The following is a 22,496-nucleotide window of genomic DNA, read 5'->3' on the forward strand; positions in this document are numbered from 1 at the left end:
TATGCTTGTCTGACACACACGGCAGACGAGGGATTTATGGACGATCCAGTCGACAACAAGCCACCCACCTTCTGGCAGATGCTGCACAGCGTCATGGCGGCGGCGTTCGGGGTGCAAAGTGGCAAGAACCGGGCAAGGGACTTCACCCATGGAAAGCCCAGCCACTTCATCTTTCTGGGCATTGCGTTCACGGCAGTGTTCGCCCTGACGCTGTTTGGCATCGTGCAACTGGTGGTGCATCTGGCAGGCGCGTGACCGGGCTCAGTGCATCAGGGTTTGAAAATCGAACGGGTAGCGGTACGAGGCCGGGCGGCCCTTCGCCGAGAGCTTGCGAAAGTGCACGCCGTAGTCCGGCAACGCGCCCATGGCCAGCATTCGGCGGGCATGATCCTTGTCGATCAATTGCAACAAGGGAATCTGCCGGTCGCGACCACCGTACTGGTTCAAGTCGACACCCTGCGCATGATCGTGCACCTCTACCAACGCCCAGCCACCGAGAGTGAAATGGCCGCCGAGCAAGGCGCTCAAACGCCCGTCGACCAAGGCCTGCAACGCTGCGTGCGACGTATTGACCGCGCTGAACAGAACGTCTTTGCCAGGCACTTTCCCGATTTCTGAGACCGCTCGCATCGCACCGAAGGCCATTTCGTCGTTGGCGGCCCACACCAATGAGATCCCGGGGTAACGAACGAGCAACTGACGGGCCTGCTCATAGGCCCGTTGCTGCGTCCAGCCGCCGTAGACCAGTTGCCGCAAACGGACTTCAGGGTGCTCGGCCAGCGCCCGTTGCATGCCTTTCTCGCGCAACTGTGATGAGGGGGTGATCTTCAGGCCGGAGAACGCCAGCAATTCGATGCTGCTGCCGGGGGCGACAGGTGGATGCAGACGAATCAACTCCTTCATCAACAGATAACCGCCCTCCTCGTCATTGGGCACGAGGCTGCCGATCCGGTCGGCCCGGTCCCCGACCAGCGCTTGCTGATTGGGGGTCAGCGAGGTATTGACGATAAACAGCTTCACTCCGCTATGGTTGGCCATGCGCAGGATCTGTGGCGCGATGTATTGCTCATTGGCGAACATCAGGTAATCGGGGCGATCGGGCCCCTGCAGGGCTGTCCGCGCCTGGGCCAGGGTCAGCTCGGGCTGGCGCTCTGAATAGAGAATGCGCAGGTCGACTCCCAGATCCCGGGCGGCAGCCTGCATGAATTGCGAATAGCTGACCCAGAACGCTTCATGGGTGGAGCCCGGATTCAAAAACAACACAGATTCCGCCCGCGCGCCGGTCCCGAAGGCCAGGCTCAGCAACAGCAGACTGATGTGGAGAAACTTGAACATGAAGCATCCGGGCCCCGGAAAAAATGGCCGCGCATTATAGCCATTCAATCGCCGGCCATTAGCGCCTGATCCCGTTTTTTGTCCGACAATCGTCGGAAACAGGCCCGGAGGGGTCGTTTTATTGATGACTGACCCAAAACACCGCTGTGCCCACGACCAGAATGATCAGGAACAGAATGGCCCACGCATCGACACTGCTATCGCTTTTCCTTGCCTTGGTTGGATTGCTCATTGCATCGCCTCTTGTCGGTTTTATCGGTGATTGCAGAAAGACTCGACCACAGTTAAGACGATGATTGTCCGCACGACAAATGTGGGTTAGTTGACACTCGTTCCTGTTAGGCGATTTGGTTCTTTACATATACTCAAACATCACTTTTGCGCATAACTGCAAACGGGTATATTGCCCCGGCTCCATTAAGGAGTGCGCGGCCGTGCGCGCGTAATTGCCGAGGCACCATCGGACTCCAGCAAGCGAAAACGCAGCGTTTTCCGAGTAGCCCAAAGCCTGAGAACAGGACTTATATGTACGTATACGACGAGTACGATCAGCGGATCATCGAGGACCGCGTCAAGCAGTTCCGTGATCAGACCCGACGCTATCTGGCAGGTGAGCTGAGCGAAGAAGAATTCCGCCCCCTGCGCCTGCAAAATGGCCTTTACATCCAGCGTTTCGCGCCGATGCTGCGGGTGGCGGTGCCTTACGGCCAACTGACCTCGCGTCAGGTGCGCATGATGGCGAAGATTGCCCGCGACTACGACAAGGGCTACGCCCACATCAGTACCCGCCAGAACGTGCAGTTCAACTGGCCGGCAGTCGAAGACATCCCGGACATCCTTGCGGAACTGGCCACCGTGCAGATGCACGCGATCCAGACCAGCGGTAACTGCCTGCGCAACGTCACCACCGACCAGTTCGCAGGTGTGGCGTTCGATGAGTTGATCGACCCGCGGCCATGGTGCGAAATCGTTCGTCAGTGGACCACGTTCCACCCGGAATTCGCCTACCTGCCGCGCAAATTCAAGATCGCCGTCAACGGCTCGACCTCCGACCGTGCGGCCATCGAAGTCCACGACATCGGACTTGAACCGGTGCACAACGCCGCTGGCGAGCTGGGCTTCCGCGTTCTGGTCGGTGGCGGTCTGGGCCGTACTCCGGTCGTTGGCGCGTTCATCAACGAGTTCCTGCCATGGCAGGACCTGTTGAGCTACCTCGACGCGATCCTGCGGGTCTACAACCGCTACGGCCGTCGCGACAACAAATACAAGGCGCGGATCAAAATCCTCGTAAAAGCGCTGACTCCAGAAGTCTTCGCGCAGAAAGTCGATGCCGAGATGGAACACCTGCGCGGCGGCCAGACCACGCTGACCGAGGCCGAAGTTCATCGCGTCGCCAAGCACTTCGTCGACCCGGACTACAAGGCGCTGAGCAATCATGACGCCGAACTGGCCGCCCTCGACAAGGAACACCCGGGCTTCGCCCGCTGGCGCACCCGCAACACCCTGGCCCACAAGAAGCCGGGCTATGTGGCCGTGACCCTGTCCCTGAAGCCGACCGGCGTTGCACCGGGCGACATCACCGACAAGCAGCTCGATGCCGTCGCCGATCTGGCGGACCGCTACAGCTTCGGTCAACTGCGCACCTCCCACGAGCAGAACATCATTCTGGCCGATGTCGAGCAGAGCCAGCTGTTCACCCTGTGGGGCGAGTTGCGTGAAGGCGGTTTCGCCACGCCGAACATCGGCCTGCTGACCGACATCATCTGCTGCCCTGGCGGTGATTTCTGCTCCCTGGCCAACGCCAAGTCGATCCCGATCGCCGAATCGATCCAGCGCCGTTTCGACGATCTGGACTACCTGTTCGACATCGGTGAACTGGACCTGAACATCTCCGGCTGCATGAACGCCTGCGGTCACCACCACGTCGGCCACATCGGTATCCTCGGGGTGGACAAGAAAGGTGAAGAGTTCTATCAGGTCTCCCTCGGCGGCAGCGCCAGCCGTGATGCGAGCCTGGGCAAGATCCTCGGCCCGTCTTTCGCCCAGGAAGACATGCCGGACGTGATCTCCAAACTGATCGACGTGTACGTGGAACAGCGCACCGAAGACGAGCGCTTCATCGACACCTACCAGCGTATTGGCATCGACCTCTTCAAGGAACGCGTCTATGCAGCGAATCATTAAGAACAACGAGGTCGTCGACGAAACCTGGCACCTGCTGCCCAAGGATTTCAACATCGACGAGATCAGCAACTGCGACGACCTGATCGTCCCGCTGCAGCTGTGGCGTGAACACAGCCGCATGCTCAAGGCCCGCGACGGTGGTCTGGGTGTGTGGCTGGACGCCGACGAAGAAGCCGAGGAAATCGGTGACGACGTGAATGAGTTCCAGGTCATTGCCCTGAACTTCCCGGCGTTCACCGATGGCCGCAACTACTCCAACGCCCGCCTGCTGCGCGACCGTTACGGTTTCAAAGGCGAACTGCGAGCGATTGGCGACGTGCTGCGCGACCAGTTGTTCTACATGCGCCGCTGCGGTTTCGACGCCTTCGCCCTGCGCGCGGACAAAGACCCGTACGACGCCCTTGAAAGCCTCAAGGACTTCTCGGTGACCTATCAGGCCGCCACTGACGAACCGCTGCCGCTGTTCCGTCGCCGGTAAATCCCCGGGGCATAAAAAAACGCCGGTCATTCGACCGGCGTTTTTTATGCCCGCTTTACCAGAACCGTTGCTGGGTCAGCCGGCTCCACCAGTTCAACAGCACACGATCCAGCGAACCGCTGGCCGCCATGCCGATGCGCTCCTGCAGGCTTTTGCGCTCGGCGTAGTGCAGGTGATAGACCTCGGACTTTTTCGCCCGGTCCGCCAGGTACTCGTCACTGGTCTTGAGCTCGTCCACAAGTTGCTTGTCCAGCGCCGCGAGGCCGAGCCAGACTTCACCGGTGGCGACTTCGTCGATCGCCAGCTGCGGGCGATAACGGGCAACGAAGTTCTTGAACAACTGATGGGTGATGTCCAGGTCTTCCTGGAATTTCTCCCGGCCCTTCTCGGTGTTTTCGCCAAACACGGTCAGGGTGCGTTTGTATTCGCCGGCTGTCAGCACTTCAAAATCGATATCATGCTTTTTCAGCAGGCGATTGACATTCGGCAACTGCGCAACCACGCCGATGGAACCAAGAATGGCGAACGGTGCGCTGATGATCTTCTCGCCAATGCACGCCATCATGTAGCCGCCGCTGGCCGCCACCTTGTCGATGCACACGGTCAACGGCACGCCGGCTTCACGGATACGCGCCAGTTGCGACGACGCCAGGCCGTAGCTGTGCACCATACCGCCACCGCTTTCCAGACGCAGGACCACTTCGTCGTTGGGTGTGGCAAGCGTCAGCAACGCGGTGATTTCATGGCGCAGGCTCTCGGTGGCGGACGCCTTGATGTCACCGTCGAAATCCAGCACGAACACCCGGGATTTGCTTTCGGGATTCTTCTTCTGTTTCTTCTCGGATTTGGCCTCGCCCTTGCGCAGGGCCTTGAGCTGATCCTTGTCGAGCAGGCTTTGCTCCAGGCGTTCACGCAAGCCTTTATAGAAATCGTTGAGCTTGCTGACCTGCAACTGGCCCGCGGCTTTGCGCCGGCCCTTGCTGCGCAACGCTGCAAAACTCGCCAGCACCACCAAAATGGCGATGACCAGTGTGACGGTCTTGGCCAGGAAACTGGCGTATTCAGTCAAAAACTCCACAGTGACTCCTTCAAACGATGCGCGGTCGTGAAACACACGCGGGAATTGGCTCCAGCATACCCATGCACCGGCCGGTCGGCCAGCCGTGAAACCTCTGGCAACAAGGCTGGAACGGGCATTTCAAACAAGCGTATGTTTTTTCATTGACAGCTCACCATCATCCCCATAACCTCGCCACAACCTTCAACGTACCGGGATGACGCGGACGTGGGCAGCATCTACTTGATTCGACATGGCCAGGCCTCCTTTGGTGCAGACGACTATGACGTCCTGTCGCCGACCGGTGTTCGCCAGGCAGAAATCCTCGGCCGTCACCTGGCCGAACTCGGAATCAGCTTCGACCGCTGCCTGTCGGGCGATCTGCGTCGTCAGCAGCACACGGCCAACAGCGCGCTGGAACAGTTCGCGGCTGTCGGCCTGCCGGTTCCGGTTCTGGAAATCGATTCAGCCTTCAACGAATTCGACGCCGACGCCGTGATCCGCGCCCTGCTGCCGGCCATGCTGCCCGAAGAACCCGAAGCACTGGAGATTCTGCGCAACGCCGCACAGAACCGTGGCGAATTCCAGCGCATCTTCGCCCTGATCATCGAGCGCTGGCTCGCCGGCACCTACGACACACCCGGCCTGGAAAGCTGGCTGGGTTTCGTCGAGCGGGTCCAGGCCGGTCTGCACCGAATACTCGAACAAGCCGACAACACCCAGAAAATCGCGGTGTTCACTTCCGGCGGCACAATCACCGCCCTGCTCCACCTCATCACTCAAATACCTGCGCGACAGGCCTTTGAACTGAACTGGCAAATCGTCAACACCTCGCTCAACCAGCTGAAGTTTCGCGGTCGCGAGGTGGCGCTGGCTTCCTTCAACAGTCATGCACATCTGCAACTGCTGAAGGCCCCGGAACTCATCACGTTTCGCTGAGTCCGGATTACTGTGACCCTGCTGCAATCAACCAAAAAGGATCGAACCATGACCTCCGTAGCTGATGCCGTAAAAGCAATGCAAGCCAAGTTCAACCCAGCCGCCGCTGCCGGTCTGGATCTGGTCTTCGGTTTCAACATCACTGACGAAGACAAGCAATACGCCCTGATCGTCAAAGACGGCACCTGCGACATCCAGGAAGGCGAAAACCCGGACGCCAACTGCACGCTGGTGCTGGACAGCGAAACCCTCAAAGGCATCGTCAGCGGTGAAACCGACGGCATGCAGGCCTTCATGGGCGGCAAGCTGCGCGTTGAAGGCGACATGATGCTGTCGATGAAACTGTCCGAGCTGTTCCCGGCGTAAGTCGGCAGCCAGACTGCGAACAAATCCCGCCCCTGTGGCGGGATTTGTCGTTTCAGGCACTCGAACCGGCAAACGACGCTGCCAGCAACTCCTGTGTATACGGATGCCGCGCCGAGCAGAACAACTTGTCCGTTTCCCCTCGCTCCACCACCTCGCCGTCCTTCATCACGATCAGATCGTGGGCCAGTGCCCGCACCACCGCCAGGTCATGACTGATGAACAGATAGGTCAGGCCGTGCTCCTCCTGCAATCGCCGCAACAGTGCGACGATCTGTTTCTGCACCGTGCGATCCAGCGCCGAGGTCGGCTCATCCAGCAGGATCAGATCCGGCTTGAGTACCAGCGCCCGGGCGATAGCGATGCGTTGCCGCTGCCCGCCGGAAAACTCGTGGGGATAGCGATGGCGTGTCGCCGGATCGAGGCCCACGTCGCGCAAGACATCGATCACGGCCTGTTCACGCTCCCGCACGTTCAAGTCACTGTGCACCTGCAAGCCCTCGGCGATGATCTGCTCCACGCACAAACGCGGACTGAGGCTGCCGAACGGGTCCTGAAACACCACTTGCAGACGCTTGCGCAACGGCCGCAATTGTTTGCCGCTCAAACCCTCCAGCGCCTCGCCTGCGAAGCGGATGCTGCCCTGGGCGTCGATCAGCCGCAGAATCGCCTGACCCAGCGTGGACTTGCCCGAACCGGACTCACCGACAATGCCCAGCGTCTTGCCCCGCTGCAGGTTCAGGTTGATGCCATTGACCGCGTGCAGATACGCCTTGGCCCGCAGCCATCCGCCACCCAGTGGAAAACGCACATTCAGATTGCGAACCTCAAGCAAATCCTCCGCGGCATCACGGCACAGTGCCGCGCCACCAGGTTCGGCATTAAGCAACTCGATGCTGTAGGGATGCTGCGGTGCGCGGAACAATTGCTCGCAGCTTGCCTGTTCGACGATTTCGCCCGCGCGCATCACCGCCACTCGCTGGGCGATGGTGCGCACCAGATTCAGGTCGTGACTGATGATCAGCAGTGCCATGCCCAACCGCTGTTGCAGTTCCTTGAGCAGCAACAGAATCTTGCGTTGCACCGTGACATCGAGGGCTGTGGTCGGCTCATCGGCGATCAGCAATTGCGGTTCGCACGCCAGCGCCATGGCGATCATCACCCGCTGCCGCTGCCCGCCGGAGAGCTGATGCGGATACGCCTTCAGCCGTTCGCGCGGACGTTGAATGCCGACCAGTTCCAACAGTTCCAGAATCCGTTTGCGCGCCGCCGCGCCCGCCAGGCCTTTGTGCAGCGCCAGGCTTTCGCCGAGTTGCCGCTCGATGCTGTGCAACGGGTTGAGCGAACTCATCGGCTCCTGAAAAATCATCGCGATGCGGTTGCCGCGCAGTTGCCGCAAATAACGCTCGTGCACACCCAGCAACTCTTCACCGCCATAACGAATGCTGCCGTCGATCTGCGTGATGTTCGGGTCCAGCAGTTGCAGAATGCTGTGGGCCGTCACCGACTTGCCGGAACCGGACTCGCCCACCAGCGCCAGGCATTCACCCGGACGAATGTCGAGATCGATACCGTGCACCACTTCCTGGCCTTTGAAGGCGACCCGCAGGTCGCGTATTTCGATCAAATGTTCACGCATATCAAGTCCTGGGGTCGAAGGCATCACGGCAGGCTTCGCCGATGAAGACGAGCAATGAAAGAATCAGCGCGAGCGCAAAGAATGCCGTCAGGCCCAGCCACGGCGCTTGCAGATTGGTCTTGCCCTGGCCGATCAGTTCGCCCAGCGAAGCACTGCCGGCGGGCATGCCGAAGCCGAGAAAGTCCAGCGCCGACAACGTGGCAATTGCCCCGGTCAGAATGAACGGCAGGTACGTCAACGTCGCACTCATGGCATTGGGTAGAATGTGTCGCACGATCACCTGTGCATCGCCGACGCCCAGCGCCCGCGCTGCCTTCACGTACTCCAGGCCCCGGCTGCGCAGGAACTCGGCGCGCACCACGTCCACCAGGCTCAGCCAGGAAAACAGCGCCATGATCCCCAGCAGCCACCAGAAATTCGGCTCGACGAATCCGGACAGAATGATCAGCAGATACAACACCGGCAGCCCCGACCAGACCTCCAGCAAACGCTGCCCGATCAGATCGACCCAGGCGCCGTAATAACCTTGCAGGGCACCGGCTGCGATACCGATCAGCGCACTCGCGGCGGTCAATGACAAGGCAAACAGCAACGAAACCCGCGTACCAAAGATCACCCGTGCCAGCACATCCCGCGCCTGATCGTCGGTGCCCAGCCAGTTTTCGCCGGAAGGCGGGCTCGGTGCCGGTTCGGTCAGGTCGTAATTGACCGTGTCGAAACCGAACGGGATCGGCGCAAACCACATCCGTCCGCCCTGCCCCTCGATCAGTTCACGCACCTGGGTACTGCGGTAGTCGGGCTGGAACGGCAGCTCGCCGCCGAAATCCTGCTCGGTGTAGCGCTTGAACGCCGGGAAATACCACTCGCCCTGATACGTCACCAGCAACGGTTTGTCGTTGGCGACCAGCTCGCCGCCCAGGCTCAGGCCGAACAGTGCGAGAAACAGCCACAACGACCACCAGCCGCGCCGATGAGCCTTGAACCGCGCCCAGCGGCGCTGCCCGATGGGAGAAAGTGTCAGCATCAGGCTGCCCTCGCGGAAAAGTCGATACGCGGATCGACCAGCGTGTAACACAGGTCGCCCAGCAGTTTTATCAAGAGCCCGAACAGAGTGAAGATGAACAGCGAACCGAACACCACCGGGTAATCCCGCGACACCGCTGCTTCGTAACTCAGGCGGCCGAGGCCGTCGAGGGAGAAAATCACTTCGATCAAGAGCGAACCACCGAAAAACACCGTGACCAATGCCTGAGGCAATCCAGCCACCACCAACAGCATCGCGTTGCGAAACACATGCCCGTACAGCACCTGCCGCTCACTCAGGCCCTTGGCCCGGGCGGTGACCACGTACAGCCGCGAGATCTCGTTGAGAAAACTGTTTTTGGTCAGGATCGTCAGCGTCGCGAATCCGCCGATTACCAGCGCGCTGACTGGCAGCACCAGATGCCAGAAGTAGTCCGCCACCTTGCCCCACAGCGACAGCTCGGCGAAGTTGTCCGAGACCAGCCCGCGCACCGGAAACCAGTCCAGCGCCGTACCGCCGGCAAACACCACGATCAGCAGCAGCGCAAACAGAAACCCCGGCATCGCATAGCCGATGATGATCGCCGCGCTGCTCCAGACATCGAACGCCGAGCCGTTGTGCACCGCCTTGCGGATGCCCAGCGGAATCGACACCAGATAAGTGATCAGCGTCGCCCACAAACCCAGCGACAGGGTCACCGGCAGCTTCTGCCAGATCAGTTCGGTCACCGACGCGCCTCGAAAAAAACTCTTGCCGAAGTCCAGTTGCGCGTAGCTCTTGAGCATCAGCCACAGACGCTCACCGGCACCTTTGTCGAACCCGTACTGGCGCTCGATCTCGGCCACCAGTTTCGGGTCCAGGCCACGGGTCGCGCGGGACTCGCCGCCAATGCTTTCGACATGACTGGCACCCACCGCGGCACCGACACCAATCCCCTGCAATCGAGCGATGGCCTGCTCGACCGGGCCACCGGGTGCGGCCTGCACGATCACGAAGTTCACCAGCAGAATCGCCAGCAGGGTCGGCACGATCAGCAGCAGTCGTCGCAGGCTATAACCCCACATGTGCGTACTCCTTTTGCTGTTGCTGCATCTGCGTCGAGGTCAGCGCGGTCGGGCTGATTTCCCACCAGGTGTCGAGTCCGGCGTCGTACAGCGGCGCAATTGCCGGGCGACCGAAACGGTTCCACCACACCGTGGAAATGCCCGGAGGGTAGTAATTGGGAATCCAGTAATAGCCCCACTGCAGTACCCGATCCAGGGCATGGGCGTGGCGCAGAAGACTTTCGCGACTGTCGGCCTGCACCACGCCTTCGAGCAGCGCATCCACCGCCGGGTCGCGCAGCACCATGTAGTTGTTGGAGCCCGGATCATCGGCACCGTCGGAGCCGAAATAGTTGAACAGCTCGCGCCCCGGCGCCTGACTGACCGGGTAACCGACCACGATCATGTCGTAATCGCGGCTGCGCACGCGGTTGGTGTATTGCGCGGTGTCGACCTGACGGATATCGAAGCCGATGCCGATCTGCGCCAGGTTGCGCTTGAACGGCAGCAGCAGGCGTTCGAATCCTTTCTGGCCGTTGAGAAAGGTGAATTGCAGCGGTTCGCCGGCGGCATTCACCAATTGATCGCCACGGGGTTTCCAGCCGGCGGCCTCCAGCAATTTCAGCGCCTGCAACTGTTGCGCACGGATGTTGCCACTGCCATCAGTGCGCGGCGCTTCGAACACCTGGCTGAACACCTCATCGGGGATCTTGCCGCGCCACGGTTCGAGGATTTTCAGTTCTTCGGCATCCGGCAGCTCGGTGGCCGACAACGCGCTATGGGAAAAGTAACTGCGCTGGCGCAGGTACAGGCTGCGCATCATCTGCCGGTTGCTCCATTCGAAATCCCAGAGCATGGCAATTGCCTGCCGCACCCGGCGATCCTGAAACATCGGTTTTTGCAGATTGAACACAAACCCCTGGGCGCCTTGCGCAGCACCGGGTGCGAGGTGTTCGCGCAGCAACTTGCCCTGCTCCAGCGCTGCGCCGGCATAACCGATGGTGTAACTGGTGGCGGAGAACTCGCGGTTGTAATCGAAGCCGCCGGCCTTGAGCACTTGTCGTGACACGTCAGTGTCGGCAAAGAACTCCACGCTCAATTGATCGAAGTTATAAAGCCCGCGAGTGATCGGCAGATCCCAGGCCCACCAGTCCTTGACCCGCTGGAATTTCACGCTGCGCCCGGCATCCACCGCGCTGACTTTGTACGGCCCGCTGCCCGGCGGAATCTCAAATCCGCCGCCATCAGCGAAATTGCGTGTACGCCACCAATGCTCGGGCAACACCGGCAATGTCGCCAGATCCAGCGGCAAAGTTCGGCTCTCGTTGTTCTTGAACATGAAACGCACCTGGGTCGGCGACTCGACCTGCACCTCGTCGACATCACGAAACTGCTGGCGATATTTGAGGCTGCCCTGAGTGGTGAACAGTTCGAAGGTGAAGCGCACGTCTTCGGCAGTGATCGGCGTGCCGTCCTCGAACCGTGCCTTGGGGTTGAGGTAAAAGCGCAGCCAGCGCCGGTCCGCGTTCAGCTCCATCCTCTGCGCGACCAGACCGTAGACGCTGTAAGGCTCGTCCTTGCTGCGATAGGCCAGCGGCGCATACAGCCAGCCGTCGATATCCGCGACACCTGTGCCTTTGTCGATGTAGGGAATCAGGTGATCGAACGGACCGCTCTCCAGCGAAGAGCGGCGCAAGGTTCCACCCTTGGGCGCGTCGGGGTTGGCGTAAGCCAGGTGCTGGAAATCCGCGGCGTATTTCGGCGCTTCGCCGTAGACCGTGAGGGCGTGTTGGGGCTGCGCAAATATCGCCGGGCTCAGCAGAAGACATACGCCCAGCAAAGTGAGTCTGGAAAACATGGGCAGATCCTTTAACCGCGTGCCTGCCTGTCTGTGATGTGCAACAGGCCGGCATTTTTTATAGGGCCGGTTTTAGAACGATGGGTTACTAAAACCGGCCATGTCTGGTCACTCTCAGAACTTGTAATTGACCCGCGTGTACAACGTGCGGCCAAACGGGTCGCCATATTTCGGGTCGTAGCCGCTCTGGAACGTGTAGGTCTGATTGCTGAAGGGCGGCTCGCGGTCGAACAGGTTTTTCACCCCGAGAGTCACCGCCAGAGTCTTGCGCCAGGTGTAGGTGCCGGCCACGTCCCAGACGTTGTACGAACCGACGTAATCGTGAGTCTCGCGATCCGAGTCGTGGTAACCGCTGGTGTAGCGGTTGGTCAGGCTCGCGCCGAACGGGCCATGGCTCCAGCTGCCGGTCAGGCTGTGACGCCAGCGGGCCACCGCGCCGGCCGACGCGAAGTCACCCCCGCGAAAATCCCCGAGCTTGTCGATGAAATCGCCCTTGAGCTGCTGCTGATACTCATAACGGCTGACATAAGTCCCTTGCAGACCGATGCCGAAGTCACCGAAGGACGTGCTCGGCAGGCGATAGTCGAAACTGACGTCGACGCCGTTGGTCTTGATCTTGCCGAGGTTGGCCAGACCGGTGACGACATGATCGATAGAGCCGTCAGGCTTGCGGATCAAACGCTCCGGATACAGTTCCGGGTTCTCGAACACCGCGGATTCGGGGAATTCGGCGATCTGATTGGCGATGCTGATCCACCAGAAGTCCAGCCCGGTGGTCAGGCGATCAAACGGCTGATAAACAAAACCGAGGGTGACGTTGCGCGCGGTTTCCGGGCTAAGGTCAGTATTGCCGCCCGTGGTGCGGTTGAACTGCTGGGCGCAGTCGCGGTTGGCAATCCCGCCGTTGCTCGGATTGCCACCGGCACACAGGCGCGGGTCGTTGTAATTGGCGTTGGTGAAGGTGGTGAAGTTCGGGTTGTAGAGTTCGTACAGCGACGGCGCACGAAAGCCTTCGCTGTAGGCGCCGCGCACCACCAGTTCCTTGAACGGCTGGAAGCGGAACGAGTATTTCGGATTGGTGGTGCTGCCGAAATCGCTGTACTTGTCGTGTCGCACGGCGGCGGACAATTCCAGGCTGTCGAACACCGGCACATTGACCTCGGCATATTGTGCCGAGACGCTGCGATCCCCTGACACACTGCCGTTCGGGTCGACGCCAAGGCTCTGCACATCCCCGGCAAATGCGGCGAAGTCCTGATGGAAATCTTCCTTGCGGTACTCGCCACCCAGCGCCAGCGCCGAAGGACCGGCGCCAAACCAGTCACCGATCTCGCGGCTGACACGGCCATCAATCGCCTTCACCCGGCCCACGGCGGTTGCGTAATCACCGTCCACAGCGTTGGCCGCCAGCAATGCTGAACCGGCAGCCGTCTGCGGACCGAACGGGTTGATCACGCCGTTGGCGATCCCCTGGCTGACCGCACGGTCGTTCACGTATCCGCTGCGAATCGTGTTGACCACTTTGTTCTGGTTGTACGACGCGCCGAGGTTGTAATCCCACCCGACCAGCGTGCCGTCGAAGCTCAACAGCAGGCGCTGACCGGTGTTGTCATCCTCATGCTGACGGGCGCCGACCGTCGTTTCGCGCCAGTTCACGTCCACCGGTTGCGTCGGGTCGAGGGCGAAACCACTCGGCCCTGGCGTGATGCCGTTACCCGGATAGAACGCAGTGCCGGGATTGACCTGATTGCCCATCAAAGTGCCAGGGCCGATCTGCGTCCGGTTTTCGTTGCGCGCCCAAAAGTATTCGAGGCTGACGTTGTGATCGTCCGACAGCTTGCCAGTGGCCTTGGCGAAGGCCGAGGTCTTCTCGGTTTCCGGCACCAGATCGAGGTAGTTCCAAAGGCTCTGACGGCAAATACCGTTGCGCGACAACAGCCCCGGCGCATTGCAACCGGAACCGGCCAATGGGTTGGTGGCGTTGCTGCCCTGGCTCCAGTTGGCGGGCGACGCTGTGCCCGAGGTGTAATCCAGACCGCGCCCCGGCTGATAGTTGTAGGTGTAGGCGCGATCATCGGCCGCAAGGCGCTGCTGCTTGTCGTAGCTCACGACGCCGAAGACGTTGAAGCGATCGTCCTGCAAATCACCGAAACCCCAACTGCCGCTGAAGTTGCGGCTTTCACCGCCGCCGGCATGAGTCGGCGTGTCGTAGTGGGTGCTGATCTGACCTTCGGTGAGGCTGGTCTTGGTGATGAAGTTGATCACCCCGCCAATCGCATCGGTGCCGTATAGCGCCGAGGCGCCATCGCGCAGCACTTCCACCCGGTCGATGGCGGCGAACGGGATGGTGTTGAGGTCGACGCCGGAACCGTTGATGGCGTTGGTCGCGTTGTTGCTCAGGCGTCGCCCGTTGAGCAGCACCAGGGTTTTGTTCGGGCCAATGCCGCGCAAGTCCGCATAAGACGCGCCGCCACTGCTCGACCCCACCGAGCGCCCGGAACCTACGGAAGACTGGTTGGCAGAGATCCGATTGACCAGTTCTTCAGTCGTCGTCACACCTTGCTTCTGCAATTCTTCCACCCGAAGAATGGTCACTGGCACGGCGGTTTCGGCATCGACCCGGCGGATCGCGGTACCTGTGACTTCGACCCGCTGCAATTGGGTGGTCGGCTCGGTTGCCGTGCTGTCTGCAGCCACGGCCGGTAACGTGTTGATTGCCAGCAGCAAGGCCAGACTCAAAGAGGATTTAACGGGTGAAAAATGGATCATGAACAGCCATCCCTGCGTTTTGGTTTATGCAGGGATGTGCGACGAGTGTCGGGGATTTATAGAGCCCGATTTAGACCGTTGAATGCTGACGTTATGCCAAAAGCAGCGTGATGACAGGCTTCATGCAATCGCCAGGGAGGGCCGCTTATCCCCCAAAGTGATAACTCACATCCAGCCACCACTGTCGCCCGTACGGGTCGTAGTTGCCGGTCGGGTAATACGGCCAGCCTGCGGAGTCGTCATGCTTGACCTGATTGAGCACGTTGTTCACGGTCAGCCCGACGCTCGCCCGCTCGTTCAAGCGATAGCGCGCACTGGCGTTGAACACCGTCCATGGTGACAGACGCCCGTCGCCCGCGCCGTTGGTGACGGAGCCATAGCGAATGCCCATCAGGGTCGCTGTGGCCTTCTGGTAATCCCAGGTCAGGCTGGCGTTGACCTTGCTGCGCCAGTCGTAGTTGGTGCGCGAGGTGCGCCAGTCCTGGGTCGGGGCTTCGTCCGATTCCTTGTAGTAATGCGAGAGCACCAGGGTGTAGCCCAGCGCCGAACTGAACGCACCGTACTGCCCGGCGCCCCAGCGGATGTTGCTCTTGAAGTCCAGGCCGCTGACCCGTTCGCTCGCCGCGTTGATCGCATTCACCCGTACCCGCTGCAACTGATTGGGATCGATGGCGGCATTGCCGGGATTGCGATCGACACGAGCGAGAGTCGATTGGCAGTTGGCCGAGTTGATGTCCTGGGTGCCATTGCGGCATTCGTTCTCTTGCTGCAACAGGCGGTTTTCGTCGACGGTGGTCAGCAGGTCATCGATCTCCACCCGCCAGAAGTCAGTGGAGAAATCGAAGTTGCGCGACGGCGACCAGACGAAGCCGTAGGTCCAGGATTTGCCGCGTTCGGATTGCAGATCCGCCGTGCCGCTCTGGGTGTAATCGACCCGCCCGCGATCACACGCGCCCTCCACGCCCTGGCTGCAACCGTAATAGTCGATCTGCGCCGGGTAGTAACCGTTGCTGTCGGACTGATAGATGTAGTTCAGGTCCGGGGCGCGGAAACTGGTGCCGTAACTGCCGCGCACCAGCAGGCTGGTCACCGGCCGCCATTCCAGGCCGAGGTTGTAGGTTTTCTGTTGTTCGGTGCGGCCGCTGAATTTGTATTGGTCCCAACGCCCTGCGGCTGTCGCCAGCACCGTGTCGGTGACCGGAATGCTGAATTCGCCACCGGCCGCGTATCGTTTGCGAGAGCCGCCGGAGCTTTGTGCCGGGGTCACGCCGTAGAAACTGCCGTCGTTGAGGCTGTCATCCGGGTCGATGCGGTATTCCTGTTTGCCCGCCTCCAGCACCCCGGCGAATCCCACCGGGCCAGCCGGCAGGTCAAACAGATCGCCATTGACCGAGGCGTTGTAACTGGTGGATACCGACTTGCTGCTCTGGGTCAGATTGCCGCGAAACTGCTCCCACTCCTGGGTTGTCAGTGGCCGGTCGAGGCGCGAGGCATCCGGCGCGAACACCGGGTAGCCGCCACGGGTACCGAGTTGCGGTCCGAGGTAGAAATCCTGGATCGACGACAGCGGCGTATAGCGTGTGGTGCGCACGCTTTTGTATTCCGAGCGATTGACCGCCAGATCATAGTGCCAGTCGGTGTCGGCGATTTTGTCTGAAAGCCCCAGGGTGCCGGTCCATGAGGTGTCGCGCCACTTGCTGTTGTTGCTGGTACGCCCGCCGATTTCCTCTTCACCGAAACGCCGGTACCAGCGCTCCAGATTGCCGCTGTTCTGGTTGATGAAATCCGGCGAGGTGAAGCTCGGGCCGCGTGTGTTGTTCTGGATGTGATCGAGGCCGTACATCAGGTCGGCGAATACCTGGCCGCTGTCGCTGAAATGCCAGGTGCCACGGGTGTAGCCGTCGTAGTTTTCCTTTTGCGTCTGGATCGTCCAGTAATCGTTGTACATCTGGTCGGTGCGGCAGCGCCCGGCGCTGTTGAACAGCTTGTTGTCGAACGTGCCCTGATACGCGCCGCAGCCCGGTCCCAGGTAACGGTTGTTGGTCAGATCGCGACGGTAACCGACATCCGCCAGCGGCCCGCTCTGCATGAAGCCGCGATCATCGGCCCAGATCGGGTCGCGGTTGGTCAGCTCAAGCCCGAACAAGCCATCGAAGTCGCCCCAACTGCCGCCGCCGCTGATCTGCAAGCGCTGGTTATCACCGCCGCCGCGCTCGCTGGTGCCGCCCTTGAGGTTGACGTCGACACCATTCATCTTGTCCTTGAGGATGATATTCACCACCCCGGCAATCGCGTCCGAACCGTAGATCGCCGAGGCGCCGCTGCTGAGCACTTCAATGCGGTCGATGATCGCCGACGGAATGTTCGCCAGGTTGGTGAAGTTGACCTTGCCATCGTACGGCGTCGGGTAATCGGCGACCCGCCGGCCGTTGATCAGCACCAGCGTGTGGTTGGGGCCGAGGCCGCGCAGGTTGAGGGCGCTGGCGGCCGGCTGCCAGGTGTTGCCGTAGTCTTCGCCCTGGGTCATGCCGGTGTTCTGGGTTTGCGTGGCGAGCGCGTCGTAGACGTTCTTGTAGCCCCGCGCTTCCATTTCTTCGTGGGTGATGACGTTGACCGGCGTCGCACCATCGCTCTGCGCACGGGCGATCCGCGAGCCGGTGACCGTGACTTTTTCCATGCGGTAATCGGCGCTGCTGGCGGGCGCCTCAGCGGCGGCTTTCACGGGCACGGCGCTCGGCGTCTCGGCCTGACGAATGCTCAAACCCTGAGTGCCCTGCTCGACTTGCAGGCCGCTGCCGGATAACGCCTTTTCAACTGCCTGCCTGCCACCCAACGCACCCCGTACCGCACTGCTGCGCTTGCCCTGCACCAGATTCTGGCTGAAGGAAATCGGCACGCCGGTCTGACGCGAGATATCCAGCAGTACCTCGTCGAGCGCACCTGGGGCGATATCGAAAGTGAACACCTGAGCGGCGTCTTGCGCCAGAACGGCGCAAGGAGCGATGCCCATCGCCAGCGCGGCGGCCAGCGTCAGGCGGGTTGATTGTTGTTTGAATGAGAACATCGAAGGGCTTCCCTGTTGAAGGCGTCTGCAGGGAATGAGCAGCAGGCCGGCGCTTTTTATAGGGGGACGGATAGACCGGGAAGTTATGGTTTTATAACCGTGCTTCGATGCTCACCCAGTACGGGTTGTGCCAGGTCACGCGAATCGGCAGCGAGCGTTCGAGCAACTGCAACGTTCGGTCGCTGTCGTCCAGCGAATAGAGACCGCTGAGGTGCAGACCAGCAACGTCGGGGCTCAGGTGCAGGATGCCGCGACGGTAGCGGCGCAGGCTGTCGATGACTTCGCTCAAGGGGCGGTCGCGCACTTCGAGTCGGCCCTGAACCCAGGCACTTTCCTGCCCCTTGCTGCGTTCCAGCGCGAGGATTTCCCGGCCGTTGAACAACAGACTCTCGCCCGCCTCCACCACCTGCCGCGCACCGCTGGCAGTGACCACTTCGACTTGCGAATGCAGCATCACCAGCCGCGTCGAATCCTCTGCACGCTGCACCAGGAATTTCGTCCCGAGCGCACGCATCCGCCCATGCCCGGTTTCGACGACAAACGGCCGGGTCAGATTTTTCGCCACATCGATCAGCAGCTCACCGCTGCGCAGGTCCAGCAAACGCTCGAGACTGTTGAAGCGCGGCACCACGCGGCTGCGGGCGTTCAGCGTCAGGGCGCTGCCGTCCTCGAGTGTGAATTGACGTCGCTCGCCGGTACCCGTCGACAACTCGCCAGCCTCGGGCAACCAGCCATAACGTCGCCCGAGCAAACCGGCCAGCACCGCGACGGCGAGTACGCTCAGGCTACCGCTGATGAATCGGCGACGACTGCTGGAGGGAGCATTCAGGCTGTGCAGCACACTTTCACGGGGCAAACCCCGCAGGTTCGCATGGCGCAAAAGGTTCAGCCCGCCGCCCATCTGCTCGATGATCTGCTGATGCCGTGGATCCGCCGCACGCCAGGCTTCGAACGCTGCACGTTCCTGAAGGCTGACGTCCCCCGACTGCAACAGCGCCATCCATTGCGCCGCTTCATCGATCAATGTTTCGTCCGGCCTCATGCCTGCATCGCCTGATAGCAACGCTTGAACGCCTCGACCATGTATTGCTGCACGCGGCTGGTGGACACGCCGAGGCGTTCGCCGATTTCGCTGTAGGTCAGGCCGTCGAGTTGGTGGTAGAGAAACGCCGCCTTGGCCTTGGCCGACAGGCCGTTGAGCAAGCGATCCACCGCCAGCAGCGTTTCGATCACCAATTCCCGTTCCTCGGGCGACGGATGCACCGGCTCCGGTGCCAGCGCCAGGCTTTGCAGATAGGCACGCTCCAGATCCTGCCGGCGCCAGCCTTCATAGACCAGACGCCGGGCAATCGTGGTCAACAGCGCGCGGGGCTCGCGAATGGCCAGCGGATCGGGCAATGCCAGCACTCGCAGAAAGGTTTCCGAAGCAATGTCCTGTGCACTGTGCGGGCAGCCGAGGGTACGGCTGACTGCGGCGCACAACCATCGGTAGTCCTTTTGGAACATTTGCCCGATGAGCTGGTAATGCGGGTTGTGACTCCCCATGCCTTACTCCCTGAAAACGGGCTCCACCCGCTGCGAAAATCCATGGATACGCCGGGATCGTCCGGCGTTGATCAGGGTTGCGACTGTGCAATAGCGTCGCCGACATTTGAAGTAATAAAAAAACAGGATAAGCAAACCATTGAGCATAAGACGTTTTATCGCCCCGGCAACATTGGCTGACACAACGTTGATCTCGATCAGTGGCGCGCGCCACGCCACTCTCTAACCTTGCGCCTCCATCGATAGCCACGGACGGCTCACCGGGAGCCTGCGGCTGATCCTTCAAGGAAGAGCAATCATGCGATCACTCAACATCATTCTTTTGTCTTCGGCGTTCAATGGTCTGACCCAACGTGCCTGGCTGGACCTGCGCCAGGCGGGCCATTCGCCCAGCGTGGTGCTGTTCACCGACGAAACCACCGTGTGCGAACAGATCGAAAACAGCGGCGCTGACCTGGTGATCTGCCCGTTCCTCAAGGACCGTGTCCCCCACGCGTTGTGGAGCAACCTGCAGCGTCCCGTGGTAATCATTCACCCCGGCATCGTCGGCGATCGCGGCGCCAGCGCGCTGGACTGGGCGATCATGCGCGAGCTGCCGTCCTGGGGCGTGACCGCCCTGCAAGCGGTGGAAGAAATGGACGCCGGCCCGGTCTGGGCCACCTGCGAATTCAACCTGCCGGCCGGTCTGCGCAAATCCGAGCTGTACAACGGCCGGGTCAGCGACGCAGCAATCCGTTGCATCCGCGAAGTGGTGGAAAAATTCATCGACGGCTTTGTCCCCATGCCTCTGGATTACGCCGATCCCAAGGTTCGCGGCTGCCTGCAACCGAACATGAAACAGGATGACCGCACCTTCAGCTGGCACGACTGCTCGCGCTTCATCAAGCGCTGCATCGACGCGGCGGACGGCCAGCCCGGCGTGCTCGCCAGCCTCGCCGGCGGGCAGTATTACGTGTACGACGCCCACCTCGATCAACGCACCGGCATCCCCGGCGAGATCCTCGCGGTACACGACGACGCCGTGCTGGTAGCCACCGGTGATCACAGCCTGTGGATCGGCTCGCTGCGACGCAAACCGCAACCGGGCGAGGAAACCTTCAAGCGTCCGGCGCGGCATGTGCTGGCCGGGCAACTGGCGCACGTACCGGTGCTGGACTGGTCGATTGCCAACGCTCCGTTCAGCGATGAGGCGTATCAACCGATCCGTTACCGCGAATCCGGGCAGGTCGGCGAGCTGACCCTGGAGTTCTACAACGGCGCCATGAGCACCGAGCAGTGCCAACGCATGGTCCAGGCCCTGCGCTGGGCCAAATCCCGCGATACGCACGTGCTGCTGATCAAGGGCGGACGCGGCAGCTTCTCCAACGGTGTGCACCTGAACGTGATTCAGGCCGCCGAAGATCCGGGTGCCGAAGCCTGGGCCAATATCCAGGCCATCGATGATGTGTGCGAAGAATTGCTCAGCGCACGGCAACTGGTGGTCAGCGGCGTCACCGGCAATGCCGGCGCGGGCGGTGTGATGCTCGCCCTGGCGGCTGACATCGTGTTCGCCCGTGCTGACATCGTGCTCAACCCGCATTACAAGAGCATGGGCCTGTACGGCTCGGAATACTGGACCTACAGCCTGCCCCGCGCCGTCGGCCCGGCCATGGCCGAACAATTGACCCAAGCCTGTCTGCCGGTCAGCGCTGCTCAAGCGTTGCAACTGGGCATGGTCCAGGAAATCGGCCCGCGCTGCCCGGACGAGTTTGGTTTGTGGTTGCTGCAACGGGCTAATTCGGTACTGACCGATCCGACGTATGCGGCGGTGCGTGAGCGCAAGCTGCGGGTCGATCACGAGTTGATTCGCCGGTGCCGCGAAAGCGAGCTGCAAGAGATGCAGGAAGACATGCTGTACAACCGCAATCAGTTTGCCGAGAAATGCCGCAACTTCGTGTACAAGCGCAAGACTTGCTGTACGCCGGCGCGGTTGGTGGAGGATTGGGCGCGGGTGGTTGAGACCGATCTGGTCAGTTGATCGGCGGTGCCTGCTTTTCCCCTCACCCTAGCCCTCTCCCCCAGGAGAGGGAACTGATCCGGGGATATTGACGAGATACATCGACTTGGAATATCTGCTTTGAATCCATAATCGACTCGGTCTTTCAGGTCGATGTATAGCGCAAGACAACTCGGTCGGTCCCCTCTCCCTCGGGGAGTGGCTAGGGTGAGGGCGCTTTTGACTTACAATGCCGGCACCTCAATCTCCGGCCCGCCCATGGACATCGACCTCGCCCGCACCTTTCTGGAAATCGTCCGCCACGGCAGCCTCGCGGCGGCGGCCGAGAAGCTGTTCGTCACCCAGACCGCCATCACCGCCCGCGTACAAAAGCTCGAAAGCCAGTTGGGCAGCACGCTGTTCGTGCGCAACCGCGCCGGCGCGCGCCTGACCGCCAATGGCGAGGCCTTCGTGGTCTACGCCAATCAACTGGTGCAGACCTGGGAAGCCGCCCGCCGCGACCTGCCGCTGCCCGAGGGCTACGACAACGTGCTGCACATCGGTGGCGAGGTCAGCCTGTGCAACCCGTTGATGCTCAGCTGGGCCGCCGAACTGCGCGAGAAAATCCCCAGCCATGCCCTGCGCATGGACATCCGCGACGGCGAGAACCTGCTGCGTCAGCTCGAACTCGGCGTGCTCGATGCCGCGCTCGTCTACCAACCGGAATACTGGCCGGGCCTGCAGGTCGAGCAAGTGCTGGAAGAGAAGCTGATTCTGGTCCGGACACCCAACCGCCCCGCCCCCTACGTGTACATCGATTGGGGCGAAGACTTCCGCCGCCAGCACGACGCCGCACTGCCGGAAAAAGCCAAGGCAGCCCTGAGCTTCAACCTCGGCCCGCTGGCACTGCAATACATTCTGGAGAACGGCGGCAGCGGCTATTTCCGTACCCGTGTCGTTCGCACCTACCTGGAAAGCGGCGCACTGGAAACCGTCACCAAAGCGCCGGAGTTTGGCTATCCCACCTACCTCGTGTACTCCCGCGACCGCGACTCGGCGATCCTGCAACAGGCGTTCGATCTGCTGCGCGAAGTGATCGAGGCCGATGACGACTGGTCGCAGCGCTGGAACCCGTTGAGCTGACGACCGCTATGCACCGGAGCATGGCAGTTGTGACCTCAAGGTAGACCCAGCACAAACGGCGGGATCGGCTAATCTGCCGG

Annotated in this window: 17 protein-coding genes; 7 read left to right on the top strand and 10 right to left on the bottom strand. The window is 61.2% G+C overall.

The genetic code is table 11. The annotated features are described in order from the left end of the window. Positions 1 to 36: 36 nt before the first annotated feature. Positions 37 to 255 carry a DUF2970 domain-containing protein gene (locus tag J5M72_RS13920; RefSeq protein ID WP_065257810.1) on the top strand — a complete coding sequence of 73 codons (219 nt, stop codon included), beginning with the start codon at positions 37 to 39 and terminating at the stop codon, positions 253 to 255. A gap of 6 nt (positions 256 to 261) precedes the next feature. On the opposite strand, the gene J5M72_RS13925 is transcribed toward J5M72_RS13920, so the two are convergent. Next, positions 262 to 1,335 carry an ABC transporter substrate-binding protein gene (locus tag J5M72_RS13925; RefSeq protein ID WP_207865849.1) on the bottom strand — a complete coding sequence of 358 codons (1,074 nt, stop codon included), beginning with the start codon at positions 1,333 to 1,335 and terminating at the stop codon, positions 262 to 264. A 525-nt stretch (positions 1,336 to 1,860) separates the two neighbouring features. Here J5M72_RS13925 and J5M72_RS13930 point away from each other — a divergent pair. Both J5M72_RS13930 and J5M72_RS13935 read left to right on the top strand, forming a co-directional pair. Next, positions 1,861 to 3,519 (top strand): nitrite/sulfite reductase, encoded by a 1,659-nt coding sequence (locus J5M72_RS13930; protein WP_169430606.1) that lies wholly within the window; start codon positions 1,861 to 1,863, stop codon positions 3,517 to 3,519. Further along, positions 3,503 to 3,997 (top strand): DUF934 domain-containing protein, encoded by a 495-nt coding sequence (locus J5M72_RS13935; RefSeq protein ID WP_096819964.1) that lies wholly within the window; start codon positions 3,503 to 3,505, stop codon positions 3,995 to 3,997. The genes J5M72_RS13930 and J5M72_RS13935 overlap by 17 nt, the downstream gene beginning before the upstream one ends. Positions 3,998 to 4,052: 55 nt before the next feature. On the opposite strand, the gene sohB is transcribed toward J5M72_RS13935, so the two are convergent. Next, positions 4,053 to 5,075 carry a protease SohB gene (gene sohB / locus J5M72_RS13940; RefSeq protein ID WP_207865851.1) on the bottom strand — a complete coding sequence of 341 codons (1,023 nt, stop codon included), beginning with the start codon at positions 5,073 to 5,075 and terminating at the stop codon, positions 4,053 to 4,055. 207 nt (positions 5,076 to 5,282) lie between these two features. On the opposite strand from sohB, the gene J5M72_RS13945 reads away from it, so the two are divergent. Together J5M72_RS13945 and J5M72_RS13950 are read left to right on the top strand one after the other, a co-directional pair. Then, a complete protein-coding gene (locus tag J5M72_RS13945) occupies positions 5,283 to 5,993 on the top strand; it encodes a histidine phosphatase family protein (RefSeq protein WP_169430609.1) in 711 nt (236 codons plus the stop codon). Positions 5,994 to 6,041: 48 nt separating this feature from the next. Continuing rightward, entirely contained in the window at positions 6,042 to 6,359 is a 318-nt protein-coding gene (locus J5M72_RS13950; protein ID WP_007959502.1) for an SCP2 sterol-binding domain-containing protein, read from the top strand. A 52-nt stretch (positions 6,360 to 6,411) separates the two neighbouring features. On the opposite strand, the gene J5M72_RS13955 is transcribed toward J5M72_RS13950, so the two are convergent. The 8 genes from J5M72_RS13955 to J5M72_RS13990 form a co-directional block, all read right to left on the bottom strand. Continuing rightward, positions 6,412 to 7,995 carry an ABC transporter ATP-binding protein gene (locus tag J5M72_RS13955; protein ID WP_207865854.1) on the bottom strand — a complete coding sequence of 528 codons (1,584 nt, stop codon included), beginning with the start codon at positions 7,993 to 7,995 and terminating at the stop codon, positions 6,412 to 6,414. Between the two features lies 1 nt (position 7,996). Continuing rightward, positions 7,997 to 9,019 carry an ABC transporter permease gene (locus tag J5M72_RS13960; RefSeq protein WP_207865856.1) on the bottom strand — a complete coding sequence of 341 codons (1,023 nt, stop codon included), beginning with the start codon at positions 9,017 to 9,019 and terminating at the stop codon, positions 7,997 to 7,999. Next, positions 9,019 to 10,083, bottom strand: coding sequence for a microcin C ABC transporter permease YejB (locus J5M72_RS13965; protein WP_207865858.1), 1,065 nt, complete (start codon positions 10,081 to 10,083; stop codon positions 9,019 to 9,021). Before J5M72_RS13965 ends, J5M72_RS13960 begins: the two co-directional genes overlap by 1 nt. Next, on the bottom strand, positions 10,070 to 11,920 hold the full coding sequence (locus tag J5M72_RS13970; protein WP_207865860.1) for an extracellular solute-binding protein: 1,851 nt from the start codon (positions 11,918 to 11,920) through the stop codon (positions 10,070 to 10,072). The genes J5M72_RS13965 and J5M72_RS13970 overlap by 14 nt, the downstream gene beginning before the upstream one ends. A gap of 114 nt (positions 11,921 to 12,034) precedes the next feature. Beyond that, a complete protein-coding gene (locus J5M72_RS13975) occupies positions 12,035 to 14,689 on the bottom strand; it encodes a TonB-dependent receptor (protein WP_207865862.1) in 2,655 nt (884 codons plus the stop codon). 145 nt (positions 14,690 to 14,834) lie between these two features. Then, entirely contained in the window at positions 14,835 to 17,753 is a 2,919-nt protein-coding gene (locus J5M72_RS13980; protein WP_207865864.1) for a TonB-dependent receptor, read from the bottom strand. A 91-nt stretch (positions 17,754 to 17,844) separates the two neighbouring features. Beyond that, the gene (locus tag J5M72_RS13985; RefSeq protein ID WP_207865866.1) at positions 17,845 to 18,795 is read right to left on the bottom strand and encodes a FecR family protein; all 951 of its coding nucleotides are present in this window, start codon (positions 18,793 to 18,795) and stop codon (positions 17,845 to 17,847) included. Further along, positions 18,792 to 19,298: a sigma-70 family RNA polymerase sigma factor gene (locus J5M72_RS13990; RefSeq protein WP_169430617.1), complete on the bottom strand. Its 507-nt coding sequence runs from the start codon at positions 19,296 to 19,298 to the stop codon at positions 18,792 to 18,794. The genes J5M72_RS13985 and J5M72_RS13990 overlap by 4 nt, the downstream gene beginning before the upstream one ends. Positions 19,299 to 19,596: 298 nt before the next feature. Here J5M72_RS13990 and J5M72_RS13995 point away from each other — a divergent pair, with 298 nt between their 5' ends. Further along, complete coding sequence (locus J5M72_RS13995) at positions 19,597 to 21,315, top strand: hydrogenase maturation protein (RefSeq protein WP_169430618.1); 1,719 nt, start codon at positions 19,597 to 19,599, stop codon at positions 21,313 to 21,315. Between the two features lie 237 nt (positions 21,316 to 21,552). Beyond that, positions 21,553 to 22,416: a LysR family transcriptional regulator gene (locus J5M72_RS14000; protein WP_207865954.1), complete on the top strand. Its 864-nt coding sequence runs from the start codon at positions 21,553 to 21,555 to the stop codon at positions 22,414 to 22,416. Positions 22,417 to 22,496: the final 80 nt, after the last annotated feature.

The sequence above is a fragment of the Pseudomonas sp. 58(2021) genome, assembly GCF_017491585.1.
Lineage (GTDB): Bacteria > Pseudomonadota > Gammaproteobacteria > Pseudomonadales > Pseudomonadaceae > Aquipseudomonas > Aquipseudomonas fluorescens_BT.

What these genes read in the sequence shown, in the direction of transcription:
- J5M72_RS13920 (WP_065257810.1), top strand. Translation starts at nt 37, where the DNA reads ATGGACGATCCAGTCGACAACAAGCCACCCACCTTCTGGCAGATGCTG.
- J5M72_RS13925 (WP_207865849.1), bottom strand. Translation starts at nt 1,335, where the DNA reads ATGTTCAAGTTTCTCCACATCAGTCTGCTGTTGCTGAGCCTGGCCTTC.
- J5M72_RS13930 (WP_169430606.1), top strand. Translation starts at nt 1,861, where the DNA reads ATGTACGTATACGACGAGTACGATCAGCGGATCATCGAGGACCGCGTC.
- J5M72_RS13935 (WP_096819964.1), top strand. Translation starts at nt 3,503, where the DNA reads ATGCAGCGAATCATTAAGAACAACGAGGTCGTCGACGAAACCTGGCAC.
- J5M72_RS13950 (WP_007959502.1), top strand. Translation starts at nt 6,042, where the DNA reads ATGACCTCCGTAGCTGATGCCGTAAAAGCAATGCAAGCCAAGTTCAAC.
- J5M72_RS13955 (WP_207865854.1), bottom strand. Translation starts at nt 7,995, where the DNA reads ATGCGTGAACATTTGATCGAAATACGCGACCTGCGGGTCGCCTTCAAA.
- J5M72_RS13960 (WP_207865856.1), bottom strand. Translation starts at nt 9,019, where the DNA reads ATGCTGACACTTTCTCCCATCGGGCAGCGCCGCTGGGCGCGGTTCAAG.
- J5M72_RS13965 (WP_207865858.1), bottom strand. Translation starts at nt 10,083, where the DNA reads ATGTGGGGTTATAGCCTGCGACGACTGCTGCTGATCGTGCCGACCCTG.
- J5M72_RS13970 (WP_207865860.1), bottom strand. Translation starts at nt 11,920, where the DNA reads ATGTTTTCCAGACTCACTTTGCTGGGCGTATGTCTTCTGCTGAGCCCG.
- J5M72_RS13975 (WP_207865862.1), bottom strand. Translation starts at nt 14,689, where the DNA reads ATGATCCATTTTTCACCCGTTAAATCCTCTTTGAGTCTGGCCTTGCTG.
- J5M72_RS13980 (WP_207865864.1), bottom strand. Translation starts at nt 17,753, where the DNA reads ATGTTCTCATTCAAACAACAATCAACCCGCCTGACGCTGGCCGCCGCG.
- J5M72_RS13985 (WP_207865866.1), bottom strand. Translation starts at nt 18,795, where the DNA reads ATGAGGCCGGACGAAACATTGATCGATGAAGCGGCGCAATGGATGGCG.
- J5M72_RS13990 (WP_169430617.1), bottom strand. Translation starts at nt 19,298, where the DNA reads ATGGGGAGTCACAACCCGCATTACCAGCTCATCGGGCAAATGTTCCAA.
- J5M72_RS13995 (WP_169430618.1), top strand. Translation starts at nt 19,597, where the DNA reads ATGCGATCACTCAACATCATTCTTTTGTCTTCGGCGTTCAATGGTCTG.
- J5M72_RS14000 (WP_207865954.1), top strand. Translation starts at nt 21,553, where the DNA reads ATGGACATCGACCTCGCCCGCACCTTTCTGGAAATCGTCCGCCACGGC.